Origin of the sequence: Paenibacillus sp. Dod16, assembly GCF_049893405.1 — a bacterium.
Taxonomy (GTDB): domain Bacteria; phylum Bacillota; class Bacilli; order Paenibacillales; family Paenibacillaceae; genus Paenibacillus_AQ.
This window is the reverse complement of sequence record NZ_JBNDYG010000001.1, coordinates 274,101-292,446: the sequence shown is the minus strand read 5'-3', so window position 1 is coordinate 292,446 and position 18,346 is coordinate 274,101. Positions and strand designations below refer to the sequence as shown.

Here is an 18,346-nt window from a genome sequence, read left to right as displayed (position 1 = left end):
ACTGCTACTGGCGCATGATCACCTTGCGGGGCTAGTGCTCTTAACTCTTTTCTTTGCCTAAGGAGATTCCCTTCCCTCACCTTATACCAGGGATACCGCATTGGGATTTCAAAATCCTTTAGTCAGAACCTCCTTAACATCTCAGCGGTCGACAGCCATCCAAGCATGCCGCGAACCACGCATCGTGCGCACGATGTACAAAACTTTGGAACGGAATCGCCCCAACCGTCAACTGGTTCCAGGATTTCTGCATCACAGGTTTGCAAGCGCACGACCTGCCCTCAAGTTTGCCAGTACATCGTCCTGCATCACGCCCCTACTCTTACTCCGCACCCTCCAGCACAAAATCCATGCTCGCCAACCGCTTGCCGTTCACAACAATGTGAAGACGGTGATCACCCGAATAGAAACGACGCGTGGAGATCGGTTTAAACGACTGCTTCTTCTCCACCTTCCAGCTTCCCGGCGCATAGATCTTGTCCGAGCATTTATAGCGCTTCGGCGCAAGCTCGCCGTTTGCCTTCATATAATCGATCTCATAATCGATGCGGAGCGCCATCGCATGGCCGGTTTCGTTGACCACATGAAAAGCGAACTCCAGATCATCCCCCATCGCGATTACTGAACGTTTGATACGCAGCTCGCGCACCTCAAGTCCCTCCAGCTCTTCAAGCTCCTCATACCCGAAAATGGCCAGTGCCCGGATATCCCCCTTCCGCAGCAGCGAACGCAGCGCATGCCGCACGATCCAATCCGTTAACGGATGATGGCCATACCACTTTGCAGCAATCTCAAGCACAAGCTCCGGATGATCCTTGGAGATATCGTTCAAGTGATTGGCAACGCTTTTTCTAACATATAAGGAAGGATCCTCTTTCAACTGCTCCAGGATCGGGAGCGCCGGACGCGGATCCTTAATCAGGGCCGGCAGCTGCGGTGCCCAAGGCAGGCGTGGTCTGCAGCCTTCACTCGCCAACCGGCGCAAATGTTCGTCATCGGACTGTGCCCATGTCATCATCTGAGCCAGCATCCGTTCCTGATCCTGGATGATAAAAGGCCGAACCGCAAACTCCGCCGTGGAAGAACGCGTGAATACCGCCAAAGCCTCCATCGAGGTCTCCAGATCCTCCATCCCGTTCACCTCGACATAGTCAGGAAAAAACACATATTCCACGCCTCTAAAATGCGGGGCTACCTGTTTCAGAATCTGAACGGCTTTCGGGTAAGAAGCAGGCAGCGTGTCCGTTAAGGCCAGCGTAATATGCCGGATGCGCTGCTTGAACTCCTCCTGTCCCCAGGCTTCATTATGGATCAGCTCCATGAACCGGTTCGAATCGAATGCCGGATAAACCTCCTTCAACCGGTCGGTCACTTGCTGGAACAACGTATTTGAATATAGATCCTTCAGCGTTTCTCTCATATAAGTTCTCCCTAAAAAAATAATTTTTACGATATTGCATCTACGTCCTATAGAATCCTGAAAGCCCTTTATTTATGCGATAACCTGGCGGTTCCACCCCTTCTCCAAAAGAGCCGTCGACCGCTCTACCCCCGTTCCCCGCCTCTTCCCATACCAAAACATGTGGTGTAGGATGAAGTTGCACGCCTTTCGCTTTAGCGCGGCAGTCTGGTTCATTCCAGTTTGCCAAATTAGGGGGGCGTTTTGCTTTATCCGAATCCGGCCTCCCGTGCTGGGATGTCACAATGTATATATGAACAACTTTCTTATCTCTAAAGAAAAACGTCTATCGACGTACCTTCACAGATGACAGACCGCATGTAGAGGAAGTTTTTCTTTCGAGATAAGCGCAGCGCCTTCTCCAGGACGGTAAACCGACGGATTCTCCTGCAGAACTCCTGCACCTTCTCGGCGAACAAGGACTCAAGTCTCGAAGTTTATACTTTTGCTATCTCTAAAAATGTAATACATACATCATTATCCCATTTCAAAAGACAGGAGGCGAAGCTCGAAGGATTACAACAAATCGCACACCAGGAGATGAAGAAGACATGGAAAGCTGGAAAAAGAATTTATGGATACTATGGTTCGGCTCATTTATCGTTTCATCAAGCTTCTCGATGGTCATACCATTTCTCCCGCTTTTTCTGATTGAGCTCGGCGTTACCAAGCATACGGAAATGTGGTCGGGACTGCTGTTCAGTTCCGCTTTTTTTGCGGGCGCCTTGTCCTCTCCCTTCTGGGGAGCCGTCGGGGATAAATATGGACGCAAACCGATGATTATCCGCGCGGGGCTGGTGCTCTTTGTCATCTATATTCTGATGGCATTCGTCACGAATGAGTATCAGGTGCTGATTCTCCGCCTGCTGCAAGGCCTTCTCTCCGGCTTTATCCCGGGTGCAATCGCCATTGTAGGCACCAATACCCCCGAGAAAAAGGTCGGCTACGCACTCTCCATGATGTCCACGGCAACCGCAACCGGCGGCATTATGGGCCCGATGATCGGAGGCACCCTGGCCTCCCTGTTCAGCAACCGAATGGCATTCGGATTGGCAGGGATGCTGTGCTTCGCAGCCACGCTGCTTGTCATATTCTGGGTCAAGGAAGAGAAATTCGTACCCAGCAAAGAGCGCGTCTCCGTCATAAACACGTTTAAGGTCGCCGGACATAACAAGGCGCTGATGACCGTGCTCATGCTTACGGTGCTGACGCAGTTCTCCGTCATGACGATCGAGCCCGTACTGCCGCTGTATATCGCTCAAATCGGCGGCTCTTCATCACATACCTCAATGATTGCCGGCTTTGTGTTCTCCATCGTCGGGATCGCCAGCATCCTGTTTGCGGCCCGCTGGGGACGCTTATCTGATAAAATCGGATTTCAAAAGGTGCTGCTGATCGGTCTGCTCGCCGGCGGAATCGGATCGCTCGCCCAAATCCTGTTCAGCAACATTTGGGCATTCTCGGCCATCCGCTTTGCTTACGGCGCCTTCTTCTGTGCCGTATTCCCGGCACTCAACGGCCTAGTTGTCAAACATACGCCAAGCGAATTCCGCGGGCGTGCGTTCAGCCTCAACCAGACAGCCAACCAAATTGGCGGGATGGCCGGACCTCTGGCGGGCGGCATGATCAGCGGCATCTTTAACATCCATTCGGTATTCTTGATGACCGGTGTGTTAATGCTGATTACGACCGCCATTACTTATTGGACAATGCGGCCAACGCGACAGCAGCCTGTTGAAAAAGGATCGCTCTCTTCATAAAATCTCTTTACTATGCGCACGCGGGATGATTTCATATCTCGCGTGCGCATTTCATTACGGATTTAAATTGAATCATCGGGTGGGCTTATATGTCCCAACATCGTTAACTCATAATCGCTCGATTGTCTATATACTCCATTACATAATTAATGTCATTGATATTTAATCCTGCTAATAACGGCTTCGCTTACGCATGATTGCCTTTCACAGCAGCATTCTGCCTCGCTACACATCATTCAATTCATTGCTGCACCATTCACTTGTCACGAGCAATATGAAAACGGCGAATATTCCACTAGCGCGCACATCTTGCCTGTACACCTATTCTCCTCCGCCACTTTACACATGCATATGACGGTCCGCTTCATCCCACGGCACCGCATATCCGCTTCCCTTCGCGCAAAATATCGAAGAGGAGCTGTATTCCGGGTCCGCATTTTTATCGTATCCTTTACGTTCAATGACCTCGACCTCGTTATGGCACCGGCCATATCCGCCGTAAACCAGGGATATCGCACCTCTTCCCTTCGTGTAGGCGGCTAATTCCATGCTGTAATTCATCATGGTCGATACGGGAGCCGATCCCGTGACCGTCACCTTGTTTCCCGCCGTTTCCGGCGGCTCGAAGCTTGCCTTCGCCTGGGTCAGATCTGACATCAACCGTCCGATATACTCGGCATCCACCTTTACCTTGAAGTGATAGTAAGGCTCCAGAAGCATATTGACTGCCTTCTCCAGGCCTTGGCGTAACGCACGGTAGGTGGCCTCCCTGAAATCCCCGCCGTGCGTATGCTTGTTGTGCGCACGCCCTTTTAGCAGGGTAATCTTAATGTCCGTGACGGGTGAGCCTGTAAGCAGCCCGTGATGATCCCTCTCGCCGACATGCTGGGCGACCAGATGCTGATAATTGACCGGGAGCACATCGGGATGACAAGCATTGGCGAACACGATGCCGCTGTTCCGCTCCCCAGGCTCCAGCCGGAGATGCACCTCCGCATAATGCTTCAACGGTTCAAAATGACCACAGCCTACGACGGCTTCCATTATGGTCTCTTTATATAGAATCTCCGGTTCACCGAAGGTGATCCGGTAACCGAACCGCTCGGACACGATGCGTTCCAGCACTTCAAGCTGAATGATCCCCATCACATGGATATGGATCGCCTGAGCATGCTCATCCCACTGCACAGACAGGGAAGGATCCTCCGCATCCAGCAGACGGAATTCGCGCAGCATATCCTTGGGATGAATCGAGGAGTCGAATTGCACCTTCGACTTCAGTGTCGGTACAAGCTCATATACCGTCCGGCCACCACCCAGAGTCCCAAGCCCATCCCCTGCCACAGCTGAAGAAATACCCGTAACGACAAACAGATCACCCGCATGCACCTGATCCACATTCGTCACGCGCCCCCCATTGATCAAACGGATATGCGTCACCTTCTCCGTGATCATCTCCGTTCCGGAGAAATAAGTCATTTCGTCGCGCACCCGCAGCGTTCCGCCCGTGGCCTTGATATAGGTTAACCTTGCGCCCTGTTCGTCATGGCGAATCTTATATACCCTTCCGGCAAAATCAGCCCCGGGATCATAGTCCGTAACCGTCAGCAGATCCAGCTGCTGCAAGAAATGGGACACGCCCACGTTTTGCAGAGCTGATCCGCCGAAGCAGGGGAATAGCTGCCTTTTCCTAATCATCGCGGTCATCGTATCCAGCCACCGTGAAACCTCATATCCCTGTTCCATATATTGCTCCAGCAGCTTCTCGTCCCGCTCCGCGATAGCCTCAATGACCGAGGACTGCATCACGCCTTCGTGCAGCACATCCTCCTCTGTGATCATACAGACGTCTTCGGTAAGCTCACTCCGAATCTCTGCAAACACACGCGCCACATCCGCGCCTTCCCGATCGATTTTATTAATAAACAAGAACGTAGGGACGCCATGTTTGCGCAATAACTGCCATACCGTCTCCGTATGCCCTTCGACACCTTCCACGGCACTTATAACGACGACGGCAGCGTCCATGACTTGAATCGCCCGCTCCATCTCCGGCGAGAAGTCGACGTGACCCGGCGTATCGATTAAATAATAAGTGGATCCGTTAAAATACATGGTGGCCTGATCGGCAAATACCGTGATGCCCCGTTCCCTTTCAACGTCATGTCGATCAAGAAAAGCACTCTGATGATCCACGCGGCCGCGCTCCTGAATCGTATCGGTCATATATAACAATTGCTCCGCCAACGTGGTTTTTCCTGCATCCACATGGGCGAACATGCCTATCGTTTTTTTCATCCGCTTATTCCCTCTTCTGTAAGCCGGTTTAATTACATATCCATTGCTCTCACAGATTTAATTTTACCATATCAGATCGCATGAACGGCACATATGTTCTATCATTTCGGATGAGAATCGCTCCTTTTCTCTATTTGTGCGTGTTCAAAAAGGTCGATTTTCAGTACCGAGAAGGTTTTGAACAACCTCTATAAACCAAAATAGCTGCCTGCGGCACCCCTATGGATGCAGCAGGACAGCTATCCGCGTTATCAAAAATATGATTGCCCACTAAAATGTGATATGCGTTTTATATTCCATCCTTCGGACTACTTCACCAGCTCAAACGAGGACAGCGCACGCTCCAAAGCGGCTTGCTGCATGTCCGTCGCATTGGCATCATTCAACGTCGTCGTAATCGTGTACGCGATATTTCCGCTTTCAAAGACGATCTCCTGGGTGGTAAAGCCAACGCCGTTCTTCACCTGATGCACCTTGAACGACACGGCAGGCACACCGGCAAACGTGATGTTATCCACGCCAAGTAATTTCACCGTCGTCCCTGAAGCCGTGCTGGCTTCATTATAATAACGCTTCAGGTTGCTGACGATGAAGTCTGCGGATGTATCCTTCTGTGCATTAATTTCAAACCCGCCTCCGGCAAATCCATATTCGACCATTCCCTGCTCGAACTGATCATTCAGCGGTTCCCAGTATTTTGGAATGTCGATATGATAGCGGTACGTTTCGGAGTTTTTGCTCCGCATCTTGGTTTTATCGGTCAGGTAGCCCTCTTCGCCAATGCGGCCGAAGTTCTCCGGTACCACATCATAATCGATCTCGATCGATTCCAGCACCTTCTTCCAGTTGGCAGCCGTCTTCTCTTGGCCATCCGGTACCGCATATTCCAGATAATAGCGGTAGCCGTTCTTCTGGATCATCACTTCATATTCCGTCACCCATTTATCTCCGAAGTTGTACCGAACCTCTTGAATCTGCCCTTTGACGCCCGAGATCTCCACCGGCGTAAGTCCCACGTATTCGTATGAATCCTGGACGAAGGATTCCGACAGCCAGTCTTTAAGACGCTGCCCCCAAGCTGCGAGCGTGCCATCAACCCCTGTCGGTACGGATGTCACCGAGACGGACAGATAACCTTCTCCTTCGCTGCCGTATAACATATCCTTGTTGTTGATCTCCCAGCCTGCAGGAATGCCAAACCATATGCCGTATTCTTCATTTCCTGCTTCGCGGAGCCCACCTACGATGGAAGAGACGTCTTTTAATGATTTGTCTCCCGCCTGATAGGTCGTTCTGAAAGAACCCAGCAAGCTCGCGTGCTTGTCCATATCTTTATAGTGAACCGCTTCCGCATCGGCAAAATACAGCTCATAGACGCGGTCATTGGCATAATACTGCCGGCCTTCCCATAGGACGCCGTCGATATCGCGGGAAATGACTCTGGCATACGGCACAGCTCCGCTTGCGACCGTCTCTTGGTGAAGCACAACATCTCCGGAATCGCTCAGTTCTTTCAGGAGCCGTTCTAACAGATCGTCAGGACTCAGCTTTACTTTCTGGGAGGAGGCATGAACCTCAAGATAATAGCGGCCCGTAGCATCGTTGAAAGCAGCACCGCTCTCGTCGTCCGTTCCTCTCCCAACGATCATCCAGGAAGGATAATTCATACTCCATTCATAATAGCTATTTCCGATTCGAGTCTTCCCGGTCGTATTGTTGATCTCGCCCTCGTCATGCTTCTCTTCCTTATCCGTGACCATGAGGCTGATGGATAGCTTGCCTTGGGAGGAGCTTACCTTGGCTCCAATCCCCGCGGCAACCGGACGCAGCGGTACCATCAGCGTTCCGGACACCATCGTCGGTTCTGCCGGCAGCTGGACCTTTTTCCCGTCAATCCAGGCAGTCTTGTTGTCGATAACGAGCACAACCGTATGCGGTCCTTGCAGCAGTCGAACCCGGTTCTCGCCCTCCAGCTTGATCTCGCTGCCAAACGCTTTTTTAAACACGCCCAGCGGCACCATCAATACGCCCTGCTTCAGCTGAGGCTTGGCTATCGTATAGGAGGTGCCATTGACCGAAGCTGAGCTGCTGCCGCTTTGCACGGTCAGGATACGCTTCTCCGGCACAACGTCATCTCCCCATACGGGAAGGGATAATGACGTGAATAGCATCAAAGCCGATAAGGTTCCAGCTGTCATCTGCCGCAAACGCCGGCTTGACTTCGTTCTTTCTCTCTTCACCATCACTCGGCCTCCCCAGCGCTTGACGAAGCAGCTCGATTATCATCCTGGCTGAGCGTCAGTTTAACATTTACAATATCTCCATCCCGCTGCATCAGCAGCTGGACCTGCTGGCCTGGAATGAAGGGCTTTAACCGTTCGTTGATATCAACGACGGAATAGATGCGCTTTCCGTTAATTGCATATAACACGTCATCTTCTTGGATTCCAGCTTTTCGGGCTTGCTCGGACAGCACCTTCGTAACGGTCAATGGATCGTCTGAAGGCAGACCCACAATGGCGGACCAGCTTTCTTCCAGTTCCAACCCTAGGCCGGCTCTTCGAACCTCTCCATATTCCAATAAGTGATCCACAATATAATGGACCGTTTCCGCAGGAATGGAAAAGCCCATATTCTCGATGCCAACAGCGGCAAACTTCTTGCTGTTGATGCCAATGACCTCGCCTTTCAGATTGACGAGCGGCCCTCCGCTGTTACCCGGGTTAATGGCGGTATCGGTTTGAATCAGGCGATAAGAGCCGTCGACGCTCCGGTTCAGGCCGCTAACCACACCCACGGATGCCGAGTTTCGTAACGAGAAAGAGATTGGCGTACCAATGGCGACCACCGTTTCTCCAACCAGCGCATTTTGCGCGGATGCGGCAAATTTAGCCGGCTTCAGAGACTTGGCGTTTATTTTGACTAATGCAATATCACTCATAGGATCGCTGTATACGCCCTTGGCTTTATAGGATTTGCCGTCTGACGTCACGACCGTGATTCCGGTAAGCCCGTCCACTACATGAGCGTTGGTGACAATCCAGCCGTCTGACTTCCAGATCACCCCCGTACCGTGCGCCAGGTTGTATCTGTCATCCACTTCGCTGCTTCCTTGTGCGGCCTTTCCGATAATGCCAACAACCGATGGCGACATCCGGCTGATAACCTGAGGCACCGCATGTTGTTCATATGTATTCTTGGGTTTAGCGCTTGCTGCAGCCGCAATGTCTGTATGCATAACCGCATCGCCGCTTCCCGCCATAATGATGGCCCCCAGCAGTACAGCCGCCGATCGTTTTTGCCATTGTATATTCTTCAATTCGTTTGTTCCTCCCCCGGTTCCATCCTCTACCCAGCCAACCTGTACTCCTCAATTTATCATGTTTTTCCATTTGTAGCCATTGCTTCTAGACCTATTTCTTTTACGTTTTTCCTGCGGACCGTGTAACTTTTCCCCGAAGAAACAAAAAGACGCCTCCACACTGCGAACAGCGGACGGGCGTCTTGTTTGTATGTAACTCATTACATTCGTCATATGAAGCCGCTTTACATAAGGTGCCTAGGCCAACCTAATTGTTAAACCATCCTGTAATCATGGCATAGTCAGAGTACAAGAACACAAATAAGCTGACGAGACCGAAAGCGATTGCGAATTTATTTTTTTGGCGGGCCATCAACAAGCGAACCACACCAACAAAGATCAGAATCGTAAACAGGATCATGAAAATATCAAATGTCTTAAATGTCGCGCTCGCATCCGATGCTGCTGCAAGGATCATGAAACGTACCTCCTCGTGGGTTTCTTCTCGGGCAAATTTACATATCTTCTTCTATGTTATCCATGTGCCCGTCCAGATGCAAGCCCTCCGCCCCTAAAAATCAAAAAAAGTCATAGAATTTTCTCATTTTTAACCAAATTTTCAGATATTAGCATGACTTTCATCACGGCAGAGGTTAAATCAAGCTTGCGTTATGGATTCAGGCATAGGCTGCTTCGTATATCCAAGTGACTGCGGTCAGGATCGAGAAAACGTTCACTCCTGTGACTCATACTCCTCAGGAGTCGATTCCTGCTCTACTGCCTCTTCCTCCTCCAAGTCTTCACTTGGCAATGCCACGGAAGGATCTGTGATCGTAATCCGATCCTCTGGGTCCTTCTTGACCTCCAGCGCAACCTCATTGGACGGTTCACTGCTTACATTCAATTCGTTCACAGCAACGACATGGATCGCATACCGGCCGGACGGACCTACTAACATATTGCGGTTCGGAATAAGATATGCACGGCTCACTAACGGTTCCTCATTCAAACGATACAGTACTCCGTCAGGTCCTATGTAGTATACATGATAGATTACGCCTTCCTGCACATCTGTCCAGGTTAAACCAATGGATTCATCTTCCTCATTTAGGATGGCCTGAAGACCGGATATTTTATTCGGACGGCTCGAAACTTCGTTAGAATAACCACTCTTGCCGAAACTGTTCACTGCCTCGACTACATAGTAGGCCGTCTCCTGAAAACGCACGTCGGATGTTGCGTAACTGCCTGACTTCACATTCGCTCCGTCTGACAATAATGTATAACCCGTCCCGGACTTCTCGCTGTAATAGATATTGTAGGTTTCCCCTTGTTTCGCTGTCCAGGTTAATTGAATCTGCCCCTTCTCATATCGGAACTTCAGATCCGTCGGAGCAGTTGGTGCCGTTGTCGGCAAATCCGGCTGAGATGCCAAGTTCTCTGTCCCCGCATGGGACTGTGCTGTTCCAGGAACGGAAGGAGTTGTGGATGTTGATCCCGATGATGAGGTTACGATACCATGGATGACCGGGTGAGCACTTTCTGGTGGTGTCTCTATCTCATCCTCCGCAGCATCCGAGCTTATATACTCCACGGATTTCAACCACTTCGCTGTAAGCAAAGCCGCTTCTTCCTGAGTAACGATACCCTTGGGATTCCAAGCCTCGGCTGCCGATTCCTGAAAGAGGCCTAACTCCATGGCCAGTTCGATAGCTTCCTTAGCATAAGGGCTGAAAGAGCCCTCATATAACTCCAGCTGCTTGGCTTCCGCGTCCGAGTTTTCGTTATCAGTAATCCCTTGCAGAGCTCTTTGATACAGCACAGCCATATCCTGACGTGTCAGCGATTGTCCAAGTCCAAACCTACCGTTCCCTACCCCTTTCACCAGCCCTGCATGAACCGCACCTTCGATGGCGGAGAAAGCATAGTGATCGTTGGGTACATCCTTGAAGGTAGCGACTTCCGGACGTTCAGCCGTGCTAAGGTTTAGAGCTTTGACAATCATTATGACAAAATCCTGCCGGGTGATGGCCGCGTTCGAATGGATATCCCCACTACCGTCACCGGGATGGAGTCCTTCCTCGGTTAACCGGAGAGTGGCTTCCTGTGCATCGAAGCGCCCCCTATCTGAGACGGGTACGGGTACAACATCATCTGCCTGAACGCTATCGGATGAGTTTATGTATAAAGCACTTGCTGCCAGAGTAATCAGAACGGAACAGGTGATCCTCTTCATACAATCCCTCCAATTTGTCGCAATCATCAAGATCATACCATATCCTGGAATGCGAAGATATTGGAGGATGATATGAAAATAAAAAAAGAGCCCCCGTTAATAAAACCAGGGACTCTGTTATTACGCTAACCTTGTTCATCTGCTGAAATATGAAATGCAATAAGCTGTGTACCCACAGTTCACTCCAGCATGGAGCAGATTCGTTTAAGATACTGCCAATTCATCCGGTCTCCCTAGCAGAAGCGAGGGAGCAGCTGTTAACGTGCTGCTTCCACCTTGTTCAATTCCTTAGTTCGCTTCGTATCGCGTTCCAGGATTGGCTTCAGGTACTTCCCTGTATAAGACTCGGGCACCTTCACCAAATCCTCAGGCGTTCCGGTAGCGATGATAGTACCACCGCCGCTGCCGCCCTCTGGACCCAGGTCGATCAGATAGTCTGCTGTCTTGATGACATCGAGATTGTGCTCAATGACAAGGACGGATTCCCCGGATTCCACCAGACGATGAAGGACAACGAGCAGACGGTCGATATCGTCCACATGCAGGCCGGTGGTCGGTTCATCCAGAATATACATCGTTTTGCCCGTGCTGCGGCGGTACAGCTCGGAAGCCAGCTTCACGCGCTGGGCTTCACCACCGGACAACGTGGTGGCAGGCTGACCCAAAGTAATATAACCCAGACCGACATCCATCAGCGTCTGCATCTTCCGGTGTATCTTCGGAATGTTCTGGAAGAAATCCGTTGCATTCTCAACGGTCATCTCCAGTACCTCAGCGATGTTCTTGCCTTTATATTTAACTTCCAGCGTTTCGCGGTTGTAGCGTTTGCCCTTACATACTTCGCAAGGCACGTAGATATCCGGCAGGAAGTGCATCTCAATCTTGATGATACCGTCCCCGCGGCAAGCCTCGCAGCGTCCACCCTTCACATTGAAGCTGAAGCGGCCCTTCTTGTATCCGCGAATCTTCGCTTCATTCGTCTGGGAATAGATATCCCGGATATCGTCGAAGACGCCCGTGTAAGTCGCTGGGTTAGAGCGAGGCGTACGGCCAATCGGTGACTGGTCGATGTCAATAACCTTCTCGATATGCTCCAGACCCTTCATCTCGCGGTATTGCCCCGGACGGACTTTGGCTCTGTTCAAGTCACGAGCGAGCGTCTTGTACAGGATCTCGTTGACCAATGTAGACTTGCCTGAACCGGACACGCCGGTTACCGCCGTGAAGACGCCAATCGGAATTTTCACGTTGATATTCTTCAGATTGTTCTCTTTCGCGCCTTTAATCTCGAGCCAGCGTCCATCGGTCTTGCGGCGCTTGCTGCTGACCGGAATGAACTTGCGGCCGCTCAGGTACTGGCCCGTCAGAGAGTTAGGGTCGTTCATAATCTCCTTCGGCGTTCCCTCCGCGATGACCTGGCCGCCATGAATGCCTGCGCCCGGGCCGATGTCGATGATATAATCTGCGGCCATCATCGTGTCCTCGTCATGCTCGACCACAATGAGCGTATTGCCCAGATTCCGCATATGCTCCAGCGTGGAAATCAGGCGGTCATTATCCCGTTGATGCAGCCCGATGCTGGGCTCGTCCAGAATGTACAGCACGCCCATCAGGCTGGAGCCGATCTGCGTAGCTAACCGGATCCGCTGCGCTTCCCCGCCCGACAGCGTTCCCGCCGAACGGCTGAGTGTCAGGTAATCCAAGCCCACATTGACAAGGAAGCCCAAACGGCTGTGAATCTCCTTCAGAATGAGATTGGCAATCTGTTTTTCTTTCTCGCTAAGCTCCAGGTGATCGAAGAATTTCAGGGATTCACCGATCGACAGGCTGGTGACATAGGCCATGTTGCGGTCATTGATCGTTACCGCCAGGCTTTCCTTACGGAGACGATGACCTTTACAAACATCGCACGGCTTGCTGCTCATATAACCTTCGATGTATTCGCGAATACCCTCGGAATTGGTATCGCGGTAGCGACGTTCCAGGTTCGGAATGATGCCTTCGAAGGTCACATGCGCTTCCTTGCGCTGACCGAAGTCATTCTCATAACGGAAGTGAACCTTCTCATTGCCTGTACCGTACAACAGTTTATTCATCTGTTCCTGGCTAAAGGTACTGACCGGCTTATCCAGCGGAATGCCGAAATGTGCGCAGACCGATTTCAGAAACTGCGGATAATAAGTCGACGTGCCCCCGCTCCATGCAGCGAAGGCGCCTTCCTCCACGCTTTTGCTCGTATCCGGTACAAGCAGCTCCGGATCCACGATCATCTCGACGCCAAGTCCGTCACAATCCGGACAAGCTCCGAATGGAGTATTGAAGGAGAACATCCTCGGCGTCAGTTCTTCCATGCTGAAGCCGCAGATCGGGCAGGCAAAGTTGGAGCTGAACCGCAGCTCCTCCTGACCCATGATATCAACCAGGAGCTGACCGCCTGACAGGTTCAGTGCCGTCTCAATCGAATCGGCCAGACGTGCCTCTATATCTTCCTTAACTACGATCCGGTCCACAACCACCTCGATCGTATGCTTTTTGTTCTTCTCCAGCTCGATACTTTCCGACAGATCGCGCAGCTCTCCATCGACGCGCACCCGAACGAAGCCCTGTTTCGCAATATCGGCAAACAGATTCTTATGCTCGCCCTTGCGCCCGGAAATGACCGGCGCGAGAATTTGCAATCTCGTCTTTTCGGGATACTGCATAATGCGGTCTACCATTTGCTCGACCGTCTGGGAGGTAATCTCCACGCCATGCTCCGGACAGTGCGGATGTCCCACCCGGGCAAACAGCAGACGCAGATAATCATAGATTTCCGTTACGGTACCTACCGTAGAGCGCGGGTTGCGGCTCGTCGTTTTCTGGTCAATCGATATCGCCGGCGATAGGCCTTCAATGGAATCGACATCCGGTTTCTCCATCTGTCCGAGGAACTGGCGTGCATAAGCGGACAAGGATTCCACGTAACGTCGCTGACCCTCGGCATAAATCGTATCGAATGCGAGAGAGGATTTGCCCGAGCCGCTAAGCCCCGTAAGAACGACGAACTTGTCACGCGGTATCGTGACGTCGATATTTTTCAGATTGTGTGCACGTGCGCCTTTGATCACAATATTTTCACTTGCCAAACGATATCATCTCCTACTCCATATGGCATGCATGTTGGTGCTTATATTTTCACAAAGAGAACGACCGCATAGGCCGTCCCCCCTGTCATTCATCTCTCCAAATTTATTCGGCTTGCAACTCCAGCAGCGCATCACGAAGCTCGGCCGCACGCTCGAATTGCAAATTCTTCGCTGCTTCCTTCATTTCGGCCTCGAGACGCTGGATCAGTTTCTGACGATCCTTCTTCGACATCTTCTGTCCTTCGCCCACCAGATAATCCGCCTTGCCCTCCGCAACCTTCGTTGCTTCGATGACATCGCGGATCTTCTTGCGGATCGTTTGCGGCGTTATGCCGTGCTTCTCGTTGTAGGCAACCTGGATGCTGCGGCGGCGCTCGGTTTCCTTGATCGCCCGATCCATCGAGTCGGTGATCTTATCGCCGTACATGATAACTTTACCTTCCGAGTTCCGGGCTGCCCGGCCGATCGTCTGAATGAGCGAGCGATCCGAACGGAGGAAGCCTTCCTTGTCGGCATCGAGAATCGCTACCAAGGAAACCTCCGGAAGGTCAAGCCCCTCCCGTAGAAGGTTAATACCCACCAGCACGTGGAATGTACCAAGCCGCAGATCCCGTAGAATCTGCATCCGTTCCAGCGTCTTGATATCGGAGTGCATGTAACGAACCTTGATGCCGATTTCCTTCAGGTAATCGGTCAGATCCTCGGCCATTTTCTTCGTGAGGGTCGTCACGAGCACACGCTCGTCACGATCCACGCGGTCATGGATCTCGCTAATCAGGTCATCGATCTGCCCTTCAGTCGGACGCACATCGATGATCGGATCGAGCAGGCCTGTCGGCCGGATGATCTGTTCAACCATCGTATCGCAGTGCTCCATCTCATACGGTCCCGGCGTGGCCGACACATAGATGATCTGGTTCACTTTCTCCTCGAATTCCTCGAACTTCAGCGGCCGGTTATCCAGCGCGGACGGCAGGCGGAAGCCGTGATCGACCAGCACGGTTTTCCGTGCCCGGTCACCGTTGTACATCGCTCGGATTTGCGGGAGCGTAACATGCGATTCATCAATGACAAACAGCATATCGTCCGGGAAGTAGTCAAGGAGCGTATATGGCGTAGCCCCAGGCTCCCTGAAGGTCAGAGGGCCGGAATAGTTCTCGATGCCGGAGCAGAATCCGACCTCCTTCATCATCTCGATGTCATAACGGGTACGCTGCTCCAGTCGCTGCGCTTCCAGCAGCTTGCCTTCCGAGCGCAGCAGCTCAAGGCGTTCTTCCAATTCGCGTTCGATGTTCACGAGCGCCACCCGCATCGTCTCTTCACGGGTAACGAAGTGAGACGCCGGGAAGATAGCGATATGCTCGCGTTCTCCAACCAGCTCGCCCGTCAAGACGTCGATCTCCGTGATCCGCTCAATCTCGTCGCCGAACAGCTCGACGCGAACGGCATGCTCCCCCTTCGAGGCAGGGAAAATCTCGATAACATCCCCACGAACGCGGAAGGTACCGCGAACGAAGTTGATATCGTTGCGCTGATACTGGATATCAACCAGCCGCGACAGAATCTCATTCCGCGGCTTCTCCATCCCTACACGGAGCGACAGCAGCATTTCGCCGTATTCATGCGGCGAACCCAAGCCATATATGCAGGATACGCTCGCCACAATGATGACATCGCGCCGTTCAAACAACGAACTCGTTGCAGAGTGGCGGAGCTTATCAATCTCTTCATTAATGCTGGAGTCCTTCTCGATATACGTATCGGAGGAAGGGATATAAGCTTCCGGCTGATAGTAATCGTAATAACTCACGAAATAATCCACGGAGTTGTTCGGGAAGAATTCCTTAAACTCGCTGGCCAGCTGTGCAGCCAGCGTCTTGTTATGTGCAATGACGAGTGTGGGACGGTTTACTTTGGCGATTGTCTGCGCGATCGTAAACGTCTTCCCCGTTCCTGTTGCACCTAGCAGCGTCTGATGTTTTTTCCCTTGGCGGAGTCCTTCGACCAACGCATCAATAGCCGTGGGCTGATCGCCCTGCGGCTGGAATTCAGACTGGATCTCAAAGGATTTGGTACTGACAACTAAATCGCTCATTGCCCTTCATCACCCTCATACTCTAAAATGAAATTCATGCTAAAAGATATGTCGAAACTTCCCGATGATATACTATGGGAAATTAGTGGTGTCTACATAAGGAATAAGAATATTTGTTCCCGTCTCATTATACCCTTTACGTTTTTTTGATGCAAACAGTTTAATTAAATTTTAATAAGTTCCAGCACGAATGTTCCAAGCCTCAGCTTCCTTCCTTCCGGCTGCTCCGGAATCCATGTTGGACAAGCTTGAGGCGAACCGATGATTGTTAATTAACTTCCTTAAGGAGATGATACAGCGTTATGGATATTACGATTATTCTTGGCATTCTCGCCGGCTTGGCCGCGTTGATCGGAGGGTTTTTATGGGAAGGCGGGCATCTGAGCGGCCTGCTGCAAGGTGCGGCGGCGCTAATCGTATTCGGCGGCACCATCGCCGCCGTCATCGTCAGTTTCCCTGCTACCCGGCTCCGCACCATCCCGGCTGCGCTCAAGCTGGCCTTCGGCCGCAGCAACCGTTCGTCGGACGATCTGATTGACGCCATTGTCGATATGTCGGTTACAGCCAGAAGAGACGGGGTGCTGGCGCTGGAGCGCATCTCGGCCGAGCACGAGGACCCGTTCCTGCGGGAAGGCATGCAGATGGTCGTGGACGGCAACGACCCGGAAATGGTTCGTCAAATCCTGGAGCTCGATATCAATGCCGCCGAGCAGAAGCACGAAGGATATGCCAAAATTTTTGAGTCCGCCGGGGGATATGCTCCTACCATGGGGATCATCGGTACCGTCATGGGATTGATCCACGTGCTGGGCAGTCTGCAAGACCCAACCGGTCTCGGACCTTCGATCGCGGTCGYTTTTACCGCCACTTTATACGGCGTCGCGAGTGCCAATATTATCTTTTTGCCCATTGCGTCGAAGATTAAAGCACGTTCCGAAGAAGAAATTGCAAATATGGAGCTGCTGCTCGAAGGAATTATGGCTGTTCAGAACGGAGAGCACCCGCTATTGGTTCGTAAAAAGCTAGCCTCCTTCGCTTCCGCAGGCACCACGGACATTCCGTCCTCAAGGGGGATCGCGCATGAGACAGCCGAATAGACGGCGCCGTCATCGCAAGCAGGCGGAAGGCGACCAGCGCGAACGCTGGATGATCACCTATGCCGACCTGATTACGCTGCTCCTGATCTTTTTTGTGGTGATGTATGCCATGAGCCGGCTCGATACGGAAAAATACAAACTCGTCACCCAATCCCTGCAGGCCACCTTCCAGAGCGGTGACAGCATCCTGGAGATGGGCTCCGGCATTACCGGCACAGCCGATACGGAGAACCATAAGAATCCTCCGCCGAAGCCTGCTGCCGAAGAGGAGGGTGGCGAGGAGAAGGATGCAGATACGACGGCGGAACCGCTAACCGAGCGGGAGCTCGCTTTCCGTGCCCAGGAGGAAGAGCTGGCGAACTTTATGGGGCTCATTCAGCAATACGTGAAGGACAACCAGCTCGAAGAAGATATCTTCATCGCGGACGAGCCGCAAGGGATTGCCATTACGCTAAGCGACCGCTTCCTGTTCGATGTCGGCAAAGCCGAGCTTAAACCCGGAGCCGCTCCGGTTCTGGGCAAATTGGCCAGCCTGTTCGGCGATTTAAACACCACGGTGAGCATCGAGGGGCATACGGACAATGTGCCGATCGGCCGCTACTCCAGCTACAAGGACAACTGGGAGCTCTCCGGTGCCCGGGCGATGTCGGTGCTGCGGTTCTTCCTCGATAACAGCAAGCTGGACCCGGAAGGCTTCCAGTACGCAGGCTATGCCGATACAAGACCAGCCGCGGATAATGCGACTGCCGAAGGCAAGCAGAAGAATCGGCGGGTTGAAATTACCGTTCTACGACAGCTTAAGGAGTAGGAAGAGGCGTCATGCGGCTAAACCCGCTCCCCTGCCTTGCCTTACTAGAAAACTCTTAACCCATCGTCACCTATAGTAAATAAGCGCCCGGCAGACTGAATGGACATGCATTCAGATCTGGCCGGGCGCTTTGGTTTTTTTCAAAATCACTGACAACGTTCCTAAGA

Annotated in this window: 11 protein-coding genes; 3 read left to right on the top strand and 8 right to left on the bottom strand. The window is 52.0% G+C overall.

What is annotated here, in order from left to right; all coding sequences use genetic code 11:
* Positions 1 to 322: 322 nt before the first annotated feature.
* Positions 323 to 1,420, bottom strand: coding sequence for a DNA alkylation repair protein (locus ACPV3A_RS01220; RefSeq protein WP_426197934.1), 1,098 nt, complete (start codon positions 1,418 to 1,420; stop codon positions 323 to 325).
* A 590-nt stretch (positions 1,421 to 2,010) separates the two neighbouring features.
* Between ACPV3A_RS01220 and ACPV3A_RS01215 the strand changes: the two genes are divergently transcribed.
* Positions 2,011 to 3,219, top strand: coding sequence for an MFS transporter (locus ACPV3A_RS01215; protein ID WP_194539880.1), 1,209 nt, complete (start codon positions 2,011 to 2,013; stop codon positions 3,217 to 3,219).
* 339 nt (positions 3,220 to 3,558) lie between these two features.
* Here ACPV3A_RS01215 and ACPV3A_RS01210 read toward each other — a convergent pair whose 3' ends face one another.
* The 7 genes from ACPV3A_RS01210 to uvrB all read right to left on the bottom strand — a co-directional run bounded on the left by ACPV3A_RS01210 (position 3,559) and on the right by uvrB (position 16,274).
* On the bottom strand, positions 3,559 to 5,517 hold the full coding sequence (locus ACPV3A_RS01210; protein ID WP_426197933.1) for a GTP-binding protein: 1,959 nt from the start codon (positions 5,515 to 5,517) through the stop codon (positions 3,559 to 3,561).
* Positions 5,518 to 5,825: 308 nt separating this feature from the next.
* On the bottom strand, positions 5,826 to 7,760 hold the full coding sequence (locus ACPV3A_RS01205) for a copper amine oxidase N-terminal domain-containing protein (protein ID WP_426197932.1): 1,935 nt from the start codon (positions 7,758 to 7,760) through the stop codon (positions 5,826 to 5,828).
* Complete coding sequence (locus tag ACPV3A_RS01200; RefSeq protein WP_220683723.1) at positions 7,760 to 8,836, bottom strand: S1C family serine protease; 1,077 nt, start codon at positions 8,834 to 8,836, stop codon at positions 7,760 to 7,762. The genes ACPV3A_RS01205 and ACPV3A_RS01200 overlap by 1 nt, the downstream gene beginning before the upstream one ends.
* A gap of 250 nt (positions 8,837 to 9,086) precedes the next feature.
* On the bottom strand, positions 9,087 to 9,296 hold the full coding sequence (locus tag ACPV3A_RS01195) for a hypothetical protein (RefSeq protein WP_071219760.1): 210 nt from the start codon (positions 9,294 to 9,296) through the stop codon (positions 9,087 to 9,089).
* A 255-nt stretch (positions 9,297 to 9,551) separates the two neighbouring features.
* A complete protein-coding gene (locus tag ACPV3A_RS01190) occupies positions 9,552 to 11,054 on the bottom strand; it encodes an S-layer homology domain-containing protein (protein ID WP_426197931.1) in 1,503 nt (500 codons plus the stop codon).
* Positions 11,055 to 11,311: 257 nt separating this feature from the next.
* Entirely contained in the window at positions 11,312 to 14,179 is a 2,868-nt protein-coding gene (gene uvrA, locus ACPV3A_RS01185) for an excinuclease ABC subunit UvrA (RefSeq protein WP_194539885.1), read from the bottom strand.
* 103 nt (positions 14,180 to 14,282) lie between these two features.
* Positions 14,283 to 16,274 carry an excinuclease ABC subunit UvrB gene (gene uvrB / locus ACPV3A_RS01180; protein ID WP_220683721.1) on the bottom strand — a complete coding sequence of 664 codons (1,992 nt, stop codon included), beginning with the start codon at positions 16,272 to 16,274 and terminating at the stop codon, positions 14,283 to 14,285.
* 302 nt (positions 16,275 to 16,576) lie between these two features.
* Here uvrB and ACPV3A_RS01175 point away from each other — a divergent pair, with 302 nt between their 5' ends.
* Together ACPV3A_RS01175 and ACPV3A_RS01170 are read left to right on the top strand one after the other, a co-directional pair.
* Complete coding sequence (locus ACPV3A_RS01175; RefSeq protein WP_426197930.1) at positions 16,577 to 17,371, top strand: flagellar motor protein; 795 nt, start codon at positions 16,577 to 16,579, stop codon at positions 17,369 to 17,371.
* Positions 17,355 to 18,179 carry a flagellar motor protein MotB gene (locus ACPV3A_RS01170; RefSeq protein ID WP_426197929.1) on the top strand — a complete coding sequence of 275 codons (825 nt, stop codon included), beginning with the start codon at positions 17,355 to 17,357 and terminating at the stop codon, positions 18,177 to 18,179. The genes ACPV3A_RS01175 and ACPV3A_RS01170 overlap by 17 nt, the downstream gene beginning before the upstream one ends.
* Positions 18,180 to 18,346: the final 167 nt, after the last annotated feature.

Bases quoted from the DNA above. Each gene is read 5' to 3' on its own strand.
- uvrB (WP_220683721.1), bottom strand. From the start codon at position 16,274: ATGAGCGATTTAGTTGTCAGTACCAAATCCTTTGAGATCCAGTCTGAA.
- ACPV3A_RS01170 (WP_426197929.1), top strand. From the start codon at position 17,355: ATGAGACAGCCGAATAGACGGCGCCGTCATCGCAAGCAGGCGGAAGGC.
- ACPV3A_RS01190 (WP_426197931.1), bottom strand. From the start codon at position 11,054: ATGAAGAGGATCACCTGTTCCGTTCTGATTACTCTGGCAGCAAGTGCT.
- ACPV3A_RS01205 (WP_426197932.1), bottom strand. From the start codon at position 7,760: ATGGTGAAGAGAGAAAGAACGAAGTCAAGCCGGCGTTTGCGGCAGATG.
- ACPV3A_RS01195 (WP_071219760.1), bottom strand. From the start codon at position 9,296: ATGATCCTTGCAGCAGCATCGGATGCGAGCGCGACATTTAAGACATTT.
- ACPV3A_RS01215 (WP_194539880.1), top strand. From the start codon at position 2,011: ATGGAAAGCTGGAAAAAGAATTTATGGATACTATGGTTCGGCTCATTT.
- ACPV3A_RS01210 (WP_426197933.1), bottom strand. From the start codon at position 5,517: ATGAAAAAAACGATAGGCATGTTCGCCCATGTGGATGCAGGAAAAACC.
- ACPV3A_RS01220 (WP_426197934.1), bottom strand. From the start codon at position 1,420: ATGAGAGAAACGCTGAAGGATCTATATTCAAATACGTTGTTCCAGCAA.